This is a genomic window from Lysinibacillus sp. NPDC048646, from assembly GCF_050272295.1.
Classification (GTDB): Bacteria; Bacillota; Bacilli; order Bacillales_A; family Planococcaceae; genus Lysinibacillus.
Genome location: NZ_JBNNLZ010000014.1, coordinates 53,398 through 66,323 on the forward strand (window position 1 = coordinate 53,398; position 12,926 = coordinate 66,323).

Below are 12,926 nucleotides of genomic sequence, written 5' to 3' on the forward strand. Positions count from 1 at the left end.
GAGCTGCGGAAATGATGGATAGAATCGAAAAAGTGATGGATAGAAACGATGAAATGACGGATAGGAAGGCTAAAATGATGGATAGTGGTAGCTTCTTACCTTAATTTTTTGGTAAGGTGGGGGAAAGGAGTGAGGTTTTTGCAGTATTCAGCCCAATATTTTATTGATAAATTAAATTTAGCAGAGCATCCAGAAGGCGGTTACTATATTTCTTCGTTTAGATCGGCTGAAGAAATAGCTGTAAGAGATGTAAAAAGACCAATATATACAAGTATTTATTTTTTACTACGTTCACAGGATATTTCCCATTTACATCGTTTAAAATCAGATGAGCTTTGGTATTACCATGCTGGAAGTCCATTGACTGTCCATATGGTTTATCCTGATGGTACATATGAGGCCAAGAAGTTAGGGTTAAATATGGAGGCAGGGGAGGTACCCCAAGTAGCTGTGCCAAAAAACACGATTTTTGGCTCGTCTGTAGAGGATGCTAATACATTTAGTTTAGTAGGCTGTATGGTGGCTCCGGGCTTTGATTTTACGGACTTTGAATTGTTTACACAAGATGAGCTTTTAGCAGATTATCCGCAACATGAAGCTGTCATTCGCAAAATGGCATATAAGACAATTAAATAGCGATAACAGAGCCGACTCAAAGCACTTGGAGTCGGCTTTTTCTGTGCGAAAGTAAAGTGTCTACGTCAAAGGGCGTTATAATTAATCGCCCTTTATTTATTGAACAACCTCTTGATTTACCACAAAATTTCTTCTGGGTAGTTAGCATTGATTTGGATCTCGTGCAACGCTTTTTTGGTCGTTATCGCAGCTTCCATCAACTGTGATTTGAGTGTTACATATTCATCGTCCTCAAGCATTAATCGGAGAGCGAAGGCTGCTAAATGAGCTTTGCGTTCCTCGGAATTCAAACCTATGTATTCTAGATTTAGTATGTCTACATATTGTGTAGCGTAACGGAAAGTCAATGGAGTTTTTGTGTGGAGCATTCTTAAAAATACTAAATATTCATCGTCCTCAAGCTCCTGCTCTAAGCATTCAGCAACTGACGCTTGGAACTTACGAATGGTTGCAATATAAATATTCCACTCTGAAGAATCGATAAGCTCCTGATGCAAGCGGATAAAGTCATTTAATGCAATCGCCGTAAAAATAAGTTCTGGCCAAAGAACTTCAGTTGCATAATAGACATTTTTATTTGGAAAAATGATTTCATGCTGCGTAAGTACACTTTTAGTGAGTCCATTACTAACAAATTCAAGCTGATGATCGCCTTGTGCCGCATGGCGAAGATTATAGCAAATACCAAGGATTCGCTGCCGCGCACCTTGGTAGTCGTAATATTTGTTTTCATCTCCAGTAACTTTATAAATCGCATTAATGAGTTGATCTAAATCCCAAAAGTCACCACTAATCCGTGCGCCTGTCAGCTGTTCGGTACTTTGAATTGAAAGCATAGCTCTATCCCCCTTAATTACTATTATTTTGGTGTGTAATTCAGCAGTTTGAATAGTTCTGTTCGCTCTTTTTCAGTTAAATCACGCCACTGCCCAATTTTTAGATTGCCGACTTTAATATTCATAATACGAATACGTTGTAGTCTTTTAACAGAGTAGTCAAGTGCGGAACACATACGGCGAATTTGACGATTTAATCCTTGCTCTAAAATAATTTTAAATACTTTATCGGAAATTTTTTCAACATAGCAAGGTAAAGTGGTTGTATCTAAAATATCAACCCCTGCCCCCATTTTTTTGATGAATTGCTCTGTAATAGGATTATCGACTTGTACGATGTATTCCTTTTCGTGATGGTTTTCTGCACGTAAAATTTTGTTTACAATATCACCATCATTTGTCAGTAATAATAATCCCTCAGATTCTTTGTCGAGTCGACCAATATGAAAAATTCGCAAGGGGTGATTAATAAAATCAACGACATTTCCTTTTATATGCTGTTCAGTTGTACTTGTTATGCCAACTGGCTTATTTAACACTATATACACAAGTTGTTGTTCTCTTTTTACCTCTTTTCCGTCTACGCAAACTAAATCACCTGCTTCTACTTGACTGCCAACAGTTGCAAGCTCCCCATTGATGGTTACCTTACCTTCTTCTACCCACTTATCAGCACCGCGACGTGATACAATGCCAGTCTCACTCAAATATTTATTAATACGCATACCGTTCTCCTATACATTTATATTATTTTAAGTATACATTATCGTTGGGCGCACCGTGAATCCTAGAAGCTTTTCTAGCAAAAATAATTTCACCGGAAAATAAATTCTAAAAAGTTGAAATTATTTTTCGTTTCTGACAATATATTGTGTAAGAGGGTTTCTATGAAAATATTGTTATTTCGATATAAAACAGCTATTTTTGTAGGTATTTTCTCATTATTTTGTGTAAAGGGGAGAAGTAAAATGGTTTATGCATTTCCAAACACTGAAGGGTCGGTAGTTCAATTCAAAGAGAAATATGATAATTACATTGGTGGAGAATGGACACCCCCAGTGAAAGCTCAATACTTTGATAATGTTACTCCTGTTACTGGACAAGTTTTTACACAAGCAGCGCGTTCAACTGCTGAGGATATTGAACATGCACTGGATGCAGCACATGCCGCAAAAGATGCATGGGGCCAAACATCTGCAACAGAGCGTGCAAACATTTTACTTAAAATAGCGGACCGCATTGAACAAAACTTAGAAAAGTTAGCCGTTGCAGAAACATGGGATAACGGAAAAGCGGTACGTGAAACATTGAATGCAGATATCCCTCTAGCGATTGATCATTTCCGTTATTTTGCGGGAGCCTTACGTGCACAAGAAGGTGCATTAAGCCAAATAGATAATGATACAGTTGCTTATCACTTCCATGAGCCTATTGGGGTAGTCGGTCAAATTATCCCTTGGAACTTCCCGATATTAATGGCTGTTTGGAAGCTAGCGCCTGCACTTGCTGCTGGAAACTGTGTGGTGTTAAAGCCTGCAGAGCAAACGCCAGTTTCGATTATGGTGTTAGTAGAACTAATTGGTGATTTATTGCCACCAGGCGTACTAAATGTTGTTAACGGTTTTGGTTTAGAAGCAGGGAAACCACTTGCATCCAATCCACGTATTGGGAAAATTGCCTTTACAGGTGAAACAACAACAGGTCGTTTAATCATGCAATATGCTTCACAAAACCTTATTCCCGTAACGTTAGAATTGGGCGGAAAGTCTCCAAATATTTTCTTCGAAGATATTATGGATGAAGACGATGCCTTTTTAGATAAAGCAGTAGAAGGCTTTGTATTATTTGCTCTTAACCAAGGAGAAGTGTGTACATGTCCTTCTCGTGCCTTAATTCAAGAATCAATTTATGATAAGTTTATGGAGCGTGTACTGCAACGCGTAGAAGCCATTAAAGTTGGAAATCCACTAGATCAGAATACAATGATGGGTGCACAGGCTTCAAGTGAGCAAATGGAAAAAATCCTTTCCTATTTAGATATTGGTAAGCAAGAGGGTGCTGAGTGTCTAATTGGTGGGGAAAAAAATAATGTAGGTGCAGGTTTCGAAAACGGCTACTACGTAAAGCCAACTGTCTTCAAAGGACATAACAAAATGCGTATTTTCCAAGAGGAAATCTTTGGGCCTGTTGTTGCGGTAACAACATTTAAAACGAAAGAAGAAGCATTAGAAATTGCGAACGATACATTATATGGTTTAGGTTCTGGTATTTGGACACGTGATATGAATACAGCATATCGTTTTGGTCGAGGTATTCAAGCTGGTCGCGTTTGGACAAACTGCTACCATGCCTACCCAGCACATGCTGCATTCGGTGGATACAAAATGTCAGGTATCGGTCGTGAGACGCATAAGATGATGCTTTCGCATTACCAACAAACGAAAAACTTATTAGTAAGCTATAGCGAAAACAAACTAGGTTTCTTCTAATCAGTAAGGGGGTGCAAAGGCGTGATTGAACGTGTATTAGCAACGGAAGAAACGCTGGCACTAATCAATTTATTGACAGAAAAACATGGACCGGTTATGTTTCATCAATCAGGTGGATGTTGTGATGGATCTTCTCCGATGTGTTATCCAGAGGGTGACTTAATATTGGGTGATCAGGATGTATGTCTCGGTGAGATTGGTGGGGCGCCATTTTATATGCATAAAAATCAATATGATTATTGGAAGCACACACAAATTATCTTAGACGTTGTTGACGGTAGAGGAGGTATGTTCTCTCTTGAGGGCGTGGAAGGTAAGCGGTTTTTAACAAGATCAAGAGCTTTTTCAACAGAAGAGTTAAAAGAATTGGGCTTGTTTCAGTAGTGTTTCGCAAAAGTTTTATTGACCCTCTAAAGCAATAGCATAAAAATTTAAAAACAGCGGCAAAAGAACTTCAATGTTTTTTGTCGCTGTTTTTCTATGGCTATTTTTTCTGCAAAAGTTTATGTAAATTAATATTATTTTGAGCGCTACGTAATATTAAAAAAAGCTGCGACCGATCTCGTAAGGTTTCAGTGAATAACGATTTTTTAGTCGTCCTTTCAATCATAATAATCCCCCATTAATTACTGATTTATTTTTATTAAACCATATAAAACCTAGTCACATACATTAATTTAAGTTTACTTTTTATGTTAATTGTTACAAAATGATTGAATCTTTTCGACGAAATATTACGTAAATAGTAAAAAGGGGCGTGTTTAAGATGGATTTTGTTATAATTGAAAACCAATTTACACAAACGGTGGAGGACATAGCGAAGGCAGCTGGATGGTCGGTCGATCGTAAAATTATATTGGCTATTGCCAGTACATTTGTAGCGACAGGCAGAACCTTTGATGCTCTAAAATATAAAGAAGTATTACAAGAGATAAAGAAGCAAACGTCATGGATGTCTCCACTAAGAGCAAACATTGGATATAGTATTGCTGCAAACATAATGGAACAAGATGATATCGAGCAGGCAGTAAAAAATATACTCATAAATGAAAAGATACTAAAGGAAGAAAAATTTAAAAGTGGGAATTTTAATTTTATAGCTGCTCAATTTTTAACAAAAATTGAAAGTGAGAAACAAGCACATGCACAAACAGCACGTGCTCTATATGAAGCGATTCGAAAACATCATCGATTTTTAACCTCTTTTGATGATATTCCTTATGCTGTATTACTAAGTAGCCCAACAGATGACGTTGTCCTACGTGCGGAAACAATGCATCGTTATTATAAGGAGCTACGCACGTATTATTTCAATGCAGGAAATGAATTACAATGGCTATCTCAGGTGCTAACATTTTTATCTCCACAATACAATAGTAACCTTGTGCCAAGCGTTGTTAATATTCGTGACATATTAAAAAAGCAAGATGTAAAAGTAAAAACGATGCACTATCCATTACTTGGATTTTTAGCAATTCTTCAAGTGAATAATCTGCAAATCCAGCAAATTGCTGATTTGTACCATGAATTAAAGGGTATGAAATTATTAAAATGGCATCGTGAATTTGTGCTGTTTATGGCAATACAAATTGCTATTTATGATATGGCGAAGGTACAACAGTCATTATCTATGTCCATAATGGCATCTATCGAGCTTTTAATACAAGCGCAACAGGCTGCGATGATGGCAGCAGTAACAGCAGCTGCTGTGGCGTCTAATACGAGCTCTTCGTGATAAACTAATGAAGAGTATTATTTTTCGGAGGTGCTTTTGAAAGATGAAGGAAACAATGCTTTGGGTAAATGGCCAGTGGCAAGACACGAAGGAATCGTATGACTTAAAATCACCCTATAGCGGTGAGATAATTGCAAAGGTTGCAAAGGCATCCGTTCAAGAGGTTGAACGAGCAATAGAGGGTGCACAAGAGGCATTTTTAGCGTTCAAAAAGACAACAGCCTACGAACGTGCCGAAATTTTATATAAAGTGGTCGACATTATGCGACGTCGTAAAGAAGAATTAGCAGAGATATTGGCACATGAGGCAGGAAAACCTTTATCGGCAGGCTCAGCTGAAATTGATCGTACAATCGCGACATATCAATTCGCTGCTGAGGGAGCAAAGCAAGCAATGGGTGAAACTGTACCAATGGACGCCGCACCGGGAGCAGGCGATCGAATTGGCTGGACTAAGCGCGAGCCATTAGGTGTTATTTCTGCCATTACACCTTTTAATTTTCCATTTAACTTAGTAGCACATAAATTAGGTCCTGCGTTTGCAGTAGGAAATACAGTAGTGTTAAAGCCAGCGACACAAACACCATTAAGTGCGATTGTGATGGCCGAAATTTTTAAAAAAGCGGGTCTACCAGATGGTGTGTTACAAATTGTTACAGGTAGTGGAGGAGAGTTAAGTGATACACTCGTGACACATCCGTTTGTGAAGAAGGTGACATTCACGGGTAGTGGTAAGGTTGGACTGGGCATAAAAGAAAAAGTAGGATTGCGAAAAGTAACATTAGAGCTTGGTTCTAATGCTGCGGTAATTGTCGAGCCATCGACACCTATTGAAAAAATTATAAAGCGTTGTGTCAGCGGCGCATTTAGTTTTGCTGGACAAGTTTGTATTTCGTTACAACGTATATATGTGCATGCTTCTATTATTGAAGAATTTACAAATGCATTTGTAAAAGAAACTGAAAAGTTAGTCGTAGGTGATCCACTCAATAAAAATACAGATGTTAGTGCTATGATTAATCCAGGTGAGGTAAAACGTATTCGCGCATGGATTGAAGAAGCCAAGGCACAGGGAGCTATCGTAGCCACAGGTGGAACGTTCACGGAACGCACATTAACACCAACCGTTATGACACATGTGACAGCTGATATGAAAATAGTTTGTCAGGAAACATTCGCACCAATCGTCTCAATTGTTTCATATGAAACATTAGACGACGCTATTCGACTAGTGAATGAGTCGGAATTTGGCTTAAATGCAGGAATATATACGAATGTACTGCCAGATGCTTTACATGCAGCAGATGAATTACAAGCAGGAGCTATTATTATTAACGACATACCAACTTTCAGGGTTGATAATATGCCATATGGTGGCGTAAAAATGAGTGGATACGGTCGTGAGGGTATAAAATGGGCAATTGAGGAAATGACAGATACGAAGTTCATTGCGATGAAAAAAACATTCTAGGTTTGCATCAAATCTTTTTGTACGATACTATGGCGGAAGAACATACAGGAAGGGAAGTTATTAGAACTATGACAAATAACGCTGTACCAATGAGCCAATCACGTACGGTTCAAACGCGTCTCGTATTACCGCCAGATACAAATAATCACAATTCCATTTTTGGTGGAAGAGTGTTAGCTTATATTGATGAAATTGCTGCGATTACAGCGATGAAACATGCAAAAGGCCATGTGGTAACAGCCTCAATTGATTCGGTTGATTTTTTATCTTCAGCTCATGTAGGGGATATTTTAGAAATTGAAAGCATTGTTTCTTCTACAGGACGTTCTTCAATGGAGGTTTATGTGCGGGTGATTTCACGTAATTTTGAAACAGGGAAAGAGAAGTTAACGACGGAATCTTTTGTAACAATGGTAGCGGTCGATGAAAAAGGTAAACCAAAGGCCGTTCCAGCCATTATTCCTGAAACAGATGCTGAGAAACGTCTATTTGAAACAGGTCCTGCGCGGCGAGAACATCGTAAGCAAAAACGTGCTTTGGCACATTAAAACAATAAGGGAAATTGACTCGAATGTGTCAATTTCCCTTTTATATAGCTCGTATTAGAGCATATAGAATTAGAAGACATTATATATTTAATTCATTTACTACATTAATCAATGAGTCTGAAGAAGAGGAAACAAGTGTAGCACCTTGTGACAACTCAGTAATTAAATTTGAAATGGTAGAAATATCTCGTGCAGTATTTACATATTGCTGCTGAATACCTGAAACAGCATCTGCAATATCATTAAATGATTTTGATAAATTTGTTTGTGTATCTACACTATGTTGAATTTTTTGGTCTACATTGATAACGGAGCTTGCCATAGTTGCGATATTGCTTTCCGTTTCTTTAATAAGATGCGAAACGTTCTGTACGGCATTTTTTGTTTCTTCAGCAAGTTTACGAACTTCCTCTGCCACGACAGCGAAACCTTTTCCATGCTCACCTGCACGAGCGGCCTCAATGGAAGCATTTAACGCTAATAGATTAGTCTGATCTGCAATACCTGTAACCAGTCCTACAATTTCAGTAATCTTTTGTGAAGATGTACGTAATTGGTTCATTGTCACTTCAAGGCTATTGACACTTTGTAAAATGACATGTATTAAATCATTTTGCTCTTGTAATTGTTGTTGACCACGACTAGATTTTTCTTTTGTATCTTCAACGAAGCTCAAACCTTGTTTTGTTGCTACGGCAATATCATCTGTTTGTGCAGAAATAACCATTAAAGAGGCAGCAGTTTCCTCACTAATAGCATTTAACTCTTCTGCTGTACTTTGAATGGTTGTAACAAGTGAGTGCTTTGTTGCATCCGTCGCTGAACGAATGCGTTCTTCCTCTTTTTCGTAAGCTTCAATAACAAGCTGTTGTTCAAAGTTAATGATTTTGCAGAAAGCATTAATGGCACGAAGTGCATCATGCTTAGATATATCTAATTCATTTGCAAACTTTGCAAACGTCGAAGTTAATGATTGGAAAGAGGCTATGTACCATTTAGATTGTAAACCAATACGCACATGTGTCTCGGCTATTGACTTTCTTTCGTTAATGTATGCGTCATTAATATGACTTTCGAAAATATCACTTAAATGTTTATGTAATGTAATTTTTAAACGGTCGATTTGTGAAGTTTTGTGAATAATATTCAATAAATCTTGACTTAAACTAATGGCTTCATAAAATTGATCAACCATTTTAGGGATTAAATCTTTAGCTAAAGGTTGAAGTTGTTTAATAATGGCTAAATCTTCAGTTGTTAAATCTAATAACTGCAACTGTTTTAGAAGGTTTGGGTGGCTAGAAACATCTAATTGTACATCATGCTTATATTCCTCAGGCGATAACAAAATTGAGTAGCTAGAATTGTTCTTTTTTGTAAACCAACTCATGGTTGTCTGCTCCATTCTTAATAAATATATCAAGTAAAGTGTCTTCCTATTGCTAGGTATATAAATTTGCAAAATATATGCTATTTAATATATTCTACTATTTTTAGTAGCAAATTTGGTTAAAATTTTAGTTTATTTCTATATTTTTTGCATTAATTTCAAATGATTGTCGTTTAAAAGTCAAGAAATAGATTTTTTATAGAAGAAAAAGCAGTTTGAATTTCATATAACAAACCTGTAAAATACGAACTGTTTAGTTTGATAAATAATTGTATGTGAAAATATCAAAATAATATTTGTTAAAAAGGAGACATTACATGGAGAAGAAGCGTTTTAAGTTTGTAATTCCTGTCATGGTGGTTGTCGCTATTGGATCAGTTTATATGTTAAACAACTATTATGCAGAAGTACCGGATTTAGACCAACTTTTAATTACCATTGGTGCAACGTTAGTATCAGGGGTACTTGCCTATTTTTTATTTCCACAACAAGGGGAAAATAAAGTGGATGATCGAGGGCCGTATTAATCATAGTGATCCAATATGTAAAAATAGTATGCTAGGAGTACTCCTAGCATACTATTTTTTTAATATAAAGGTAAAAACCCGCGATTCCTATGGGAAAGTGAAACACGAGTCCCAGCAGGGGGCGTCAATTTGAAGGACTTTTAAGGTGCCCACTGTTTTAGGGTTTAAATAGCTTAAACCAGCCTTTGTATTTAAAAAATGACAGCATAAAGGCGACTATTAATAGCATAATACCAAGGACGATAAAGTAGCTGTATCGACCATGGAGCTCTGGCATAATATCGAAATTCATCCCATAAACACCAGCAATAAATGTTAGCGGAATAAAAATGGTGGAAACAATTGTTAGCGTCATCATAATTCCATTCATGCGACTAGAGCTCATCGCCATATAGTTATCGCGCATATCGGCTGTAAGCTCACGATTGGATTCAACAATCTCTGTCAGTTTAATTAAATGATCGTGAATATCACCGAAATAGGCTCGTTCAGATTTTTTTAGTGCAAAACGATAAGAGCTAAGTACCCGATATAGTAGGTCTCGCATGGGTAAAATAGTTCTTCGTAAATGAAGTAAATCACTACGGAACTCAAATACAATCTGCATGGCATTTACACTGCTTTGATAGGTAAGTTCATCTTCAAGTGCATTTAGATGATCTTCAATTTTATAGACAAGTGGGAAATAGCTATCGACAATTTTATCAATCGTCTGGTAGGTTAGAAATACAGTGCCACGCTCCCAATCCTTTGGTTGCTCTTCTAAAAGTTTTTGCACCTTATCTATTTCTGGTGTCTCATTTTTGTGGAACGTAACGATAAACTTATCAGAGACAAAGATATTTAATTCCTCAGCTATTAGGGTTTCCTCGTTAAGTCTATGAATTACAAAAAAATGATAATCATCATAAAAATCGAGCTTTGGCCGTTGCAAACGCATTAAGCAATCTTCAATGGCTAATGGATGAAAATGAAAGAAAGTATCGAGTAAAAGCTCTTCCTCAATGGTTGGGCAATTAAAATCAACCCAGAACCATTCAAAATGATTATTTTTAATATCTTCTAGCGGAAATCCCTTTAATAATTGTTGATTTTTCGAAATGCCCATTGTGCGAATCACGGCATTCACCTCTATTCTGTTTATAAACGGGCGCTAACCCTCTACTTCAAAACTAATAGCAAGCGGGACATCTAATGGGGAGATAGCGCTCATAAGTAACCGGTTGATCCAGGCACACATAGATTTGATGGGATATCACGGCAGGTTGAGCACATGAAATCTTTTCGGAACGTCAACACTAGGACGTCCTGTGTGTCTAGAATCTTCAACTATTAGAGTATGTCTTTATAGCATACCCAACCGGCAAATAATGTTGTTGCAAAAAATCTGGACGGTTGTGTAAAGCCTGCTTGTTGTAACAGCGTTAAAATTTCCTCTTCCTGCATAAATGATAGAGCACGTATGGACTGCTCCATATTAGCCAATTCTGAGGCTGAAAGCTTTGTATGTTGTAGCCAGTAGGCACGCCATAAATCAAACTGTAACTCCGTTTCAGTTGAGTTTAGCTGCCCGTATTTAGATACAAGGACAAAGGGTGCTCCAGGTTTTAAATGCTTCGCAATTTCTTTTAATGTTGCAAGTTTCTCTTCATAAGTTTCGATAAAATGCAGAACTAATATACAACTGGCAGCATCAAACTTTGTTATTGGTAGAGGTGTTTCTAGTATAGTGCCTTGAAATAAGGAAATATTATTTGGTAACAGTTTTAAGCGTTCTTCTGCAATTAGGAGCATTGCTTGTGCAGTATCTACACCGACAAAGGACCAGTGAGGTCTTTGTTCGGCAAGCTGTAAAATTTCATTGCCGCTTCCTGAGCCAAGTACTAAAAACGTAGCTTCCTCAGACAGGTTGGATCGATAAAAGGCTTGTGTTAAACGTAGCATTGCATCATAGCTTGGTAACGTACGTCGAATACCTTTTTCATATTCGTTTGCGAGTGTGTTATTAAATTCCATCATGAATCACATACCTTTCAAAAAAAATTTTTTAAAAATTTTAATATGTGCGTGAAACTATTTAGGGTATAGTTCCGTAAATAGTAGTACAAATAAAAAAGACAAATAAAAAAAGGAAGGTTGATATAAATGGAGGCAAAATGGTCTAAGGTAATCATACATGCAAGTGCGTTTTTTGCGCCATGGTTAGTACCGATTATTTTTTTCTTAATTAGTTCTGATGATGAAATAAAAGCAGTTTCCATTCAAGCTTTGCTGTTCCAAATTGTGATGTGGGTATTGATTGCCATTGCAGGTATTTTAAGTGTGGTGTTAATCGGTTTACCTTTCTTACTGATTTTTATCATTATGTTATTTGTCGTACCAATTATCGGTATTGTGAAGGCATTATCTGATGAGCCTTGGCGCTACCCGATTGTTGGTCGCTGGGTATAATTTCTATAGACGCAAGTATATGCTAGATGCATATGCTTGCGTTTTTTCTATCGTTGAAAAGGGTAGGCTATAATTATGAACTCGTTTTAACTTTTTTCTATGTTGTTTTATGTGACAAACTTAGCGGAGAGGTTTAATTTCTTTGATGATCATTGGAAAAGAACGTATCTCCTAACTCTGGATGGACCAGTGACACACTATTGCCGGATGATAAATCGTACTTAATTTAGTGCGAAATAATACTTACAACTTTTCAATGTGCTTATTAATTGCAATTATTTTCAAGCGTTCTGTATAATATAGTCAAAGATAGTCAAAGATAGTCAAAGTCAGTGCAGTTAGCGAGGTGTATTCCTAAAATGCGTAATATTTCAGACATCATAGAAGGCTACTTAAAGCAAGTACTTGAATTAGGTGGAGAAGGGCATATTGAAATTAAACGTAGTGAAATTGCCGATAAATTTCAATGTGTACCGTCCCAAATAAATTATGTAATTAATACAAGATTTACTGCTGAGCGTGGTTACCTTGTTGAAAGTAAACGTGGCGGGGGTGGATATATTCGAATTTTACGTGTCCGTGCAAACTCACAAATTGATTTGATTGATGATGTACTCTTTCATATTGAAGGTGGAGCATCTCAAACAGTGGCTGAAGATGTAGTTTATCGTTTAATTGATGAGCAGGTAATTTCGAAACGAGAAGCGAAATTAATGTTAGCGGCAGTTGATCGCTCAACATTAGATTTACAACTACCTTTACGGGATAACATTCGTGCGAATATTTTACGTGCGATGTTAACAACGATTAAATATGAAAAGCAAAAGTAAAGAGGTGATGGAA

At 37.0% G+C, this 12,926-nt stretch carries 14 protein-coding genes; 9 read left to right on the forward strand and 5 right to left on the reverse strand.

The features are described 5' to 3' along the window. Positions 1-138: 138 nt before the first annotated feature. Positions 139-636 carry a cupin domain-containing protein gene (locus ACQKII_RS15250; RefSeq protein WP_427460645.1) on the forward strand — a complete coding sequence of 166 codons (498 nt, stop codon included), beginning with the start codon at positions 139-141 and terminating at the stop codon, positions 634-636. A 116-nt stretch (positions 637-752) separates the two neighbouring features. Here the strand turns inward: ACQKII_RS15250 and ACQKII_RS15255 are convergent, their stop codons facing one another. Together ACQKII_RS15255 and rluF are read right to left on the reverse strand one after the other, a co-directional pair. Next, the gene (locus ACQKII_RS15255; RefSeq protein WP_427460647.1) at positions 753-1,472 is read right to left on the reverse strand and encodes a DUF6904 family protein; all 720 of its coding nucleotides are present in this window, start codon (positions 1,470-1,472) and stop codon (positions 753-755) included. 23 nt (positions 1,473-1,495) lie between these two features. Further along, a complete protein-coding gene (gene rluF / locus ACQKII_RS15260) occupies positions 1,496-2,197 on the reverse strand; it encodes a 23S rRNA pseudouridine(2604) synthase RluF (RefSeq protein ID WP_427460649.1) in 702 nt (233 codons plus the stop codon). A gap of 243 nt (positions 2,198-2,440) precedes the next feature. Between rluF and adh the strand changes: the two genes are divergently transcribed. From adh to ACQKII_RS15285, 5 genes are all read left to right on the forward strand, one after another. Beyond that, complete coding sequence (gene adh / locus ACQKII_RS15265; RefSeq protein WP_427460762.1) at positions 2,441-3,961, forward strand: aldehyde dehydrogenase; 1,521 nt, start codon at positions 2,441-2,443, stop codon at positions 3,959-3,961. A 21-nt stretch (positions 3,962-3,982) separates the two neighbouring features. Then, on the forward strand, positions 3,983-4,345 hold the full coding sequence (locus ACQKII_RS15270; protein ID WP_427460651.1) for a DUF779 domain-containing protein: 363 nt from the start codon (positions 3,983-3,985) through the stop codon (positions 4,343-4,345). Positions 4,346-4,727: 382 nt separating this feature from the next. Beyond that, entirely contained in the window at positions 4,728-5,696 is a 969-nt protein-coding gene (locus tag ACQKII_RS15275; protein ID WP_427460653.1) for a DUF4003 family protein, read from the forward strand. A 43-nt stretch (positions 5,697-5,739) separates the two neighbouring features. After that, the gene (locus tag ACQKII_RS15280) at positions 5,740-7,167 is read left to right on the forward strand and encodes an aldehyde dehydrogenase family protein (RefSeq protein ID WP_427460655.1); all 1,428 of its coding nucleotides are present in this window, start codon (positions 5,740-5,742) and stop codon (positions 7,165-7,167) included. Positions 7,168-7,235: 68 nt separating this feature from the next. Next, the gene (locus ACQKII_RS15285) at positions 7,236-7,715 is read left to right on the forward strand and encodes an acyl-CoA thioesterase (protein WP_427460657.1); all 480 of its coding nucleotides are present in this window, start codon (positions 7,236-7,238) and stop codon (positions 7,713-7,715) included. A 79-nt stretch (positions 7,716-7,794) separates the two neighbouring features. Here ACQKII_RS15285 and ACQKII_RS15290 read toward each other — a convergent pair whose 3' ends face one another. Further along, positions 7,795-9,105: a protoglobin domain-containing protein gene (locus ACQKII_RS15290; protein WP_427460659.1), complete on the reverse strand. Its 1,311-nt coding sequence runs from the start codon at positions 9,103-9,105 to the stop codon at positions 7,795-7,797. Positions 9,106-9,422: 317 nt separating this feature from the next. Here ACQKII_RS15290 and ACQKII_RS15295 point away from each other — a divergent pair, with 317 nt between their 5' ends. Beyond that, complete coding sequence (locus ACQKII_RS15295) at positions 9,423-9,632, forward strand: hypothetical protein (protein WP_427460661.1); 210 nt, start codon at positions 9,423-9,425, stop codon at positions 9,630-9,632. A 157-nt stretch (positions 9,633-9,789) separates the two neighbouring features. On the opposite strand, the gene corA is transcribed toward ACQKII_RS15295, so the two are convergent. Both corA and ACQKII_RS15305 read right to left on the reverse strand, forming a co-directional pair. Next, positions 9,790-10,752: a magnesium/cobalt transporter CorA gene (gene corA, locus ACQKII_RS15300; RefSeq protein ID WP_427460663.1), complete on the reverse strand. Its 963-nt coding sequence runs from the start codon at positions 10,750-10,752 to the stop codon at positions 9,790-9,792. Between the two features lie 212 nt (positions 10,753-10,964). Continuing rightward, positions 10,965-11,651: a class I SAM-dependent methyltransferase gene (locus ACQKII_RS15305; protein ID WP_427460665.1), complete on the reverse strand. Its 687-nt coding sequence runs from the start codon at positions 11,649-11,651 to the stop codon at positions 10,965-10,967. Between the two features lie 126 nt (positions 11,652-11,777). On the opposite strand from ACQKII_RS15305, the gene ACQKII_RS15310 reads away from it, so the two are divergent. Next, a complete protein-coding gene (locus ACQKII_RS15310) occupies positions 11,778-12,083 on the forward strand; it encodes a DUF4870 domain-containing protein (protein WP_427460667.1) in 306 nt (101 codons plus the stop codon). Between the two features lie 359 nt (positions 12,084-12,442). Further along, positions 12,443-12,913 (forward strand): CtsR family transcriptional regulator, encoded by a 471-nt coding sequence (locus ACQKII_RS15315; RefSeq protein ID WP_143996786.1) that lies wholly within the window; start codon positions 12,443-12,445, stop codon positions 12,911-12,913. Positions 12,914-12,926: the final 13 nt, after the last annotated feature.

Coding starts and splice junctions, on each gene's coding strand:
- ACQKII_RS15255 (WP_427460647.1), bottom strand. CDS start 1,472: ATGCTTTCAATTCAAAGTACCGAACAGCTGACAGGCGCACGGATTAGT.
- rluF (WP_427460649.1), bottom strand. CDS start 2,197: ATGCGTATTAATAAATATTTGAGTGAGACTGGCATTGTATCACGTCGC.
- adh (WP_427460762.1), top strand. CDS start 2,441: ATGGTTTATGCATTTCCAAACACTGAAGGGTCGGTAGTTCAATTCAAA.
- ACQKII_RS15275 (WP_427460653.1), top strand. CDS start 4,728: ATGGATTTTGTTATAATTGAAAACCAATTTACACAAACGGTGGAGGAC.
- ACQKII_RS15280 (WP_427460655.1), top strand. CDS start 5,740: ATGAAGGAAACAATGCTTTGGGTAAATGGCCAGTGGCAAGACACGAAG.
- ACQKII_RS15285 (WP_427460657.1), top strand. CDS start 7,236: ATGACAAATAACGCTGTACCAATGAGCCAATCACGTACGGTTCAAACG.
- ACQKII_RS15290 (WP_427460659.1), bottom strand. CDS start 9,105: ATGAGTTGGTTTACAAAAAAGAACAATTCTAGCTACTCAATTTTGTTA.
- ACQKII_RS15295 (WP_427460661.1), top strand. CDS start 9,423: ATGGAGAAGAAGCGTTTTAAGTTTGTAATTCCTGTCATGGTGGTTGTC.
- ACQKII_RS15305 (WP_427460665.1), bottom strand. CDS start 11,651: ATGATGGAATTTAATAACACACTCGCAAACGAATATGAAAAAGGTATT.
- ACQKII_RS15310 (WP_427460667.1), top strand. CDS start 11,778: ATGGAGGCAAAATGGTCTAAGGTAATCATACATGCAAGTGCGTTTTTT.
- ACQKII_RS15315 (WP_143996786.1), top strand. CDS start 12,443: ATGCGTAATATTTCAGACATCATAGAAGGCTACTTAAAGCAAGTACTT.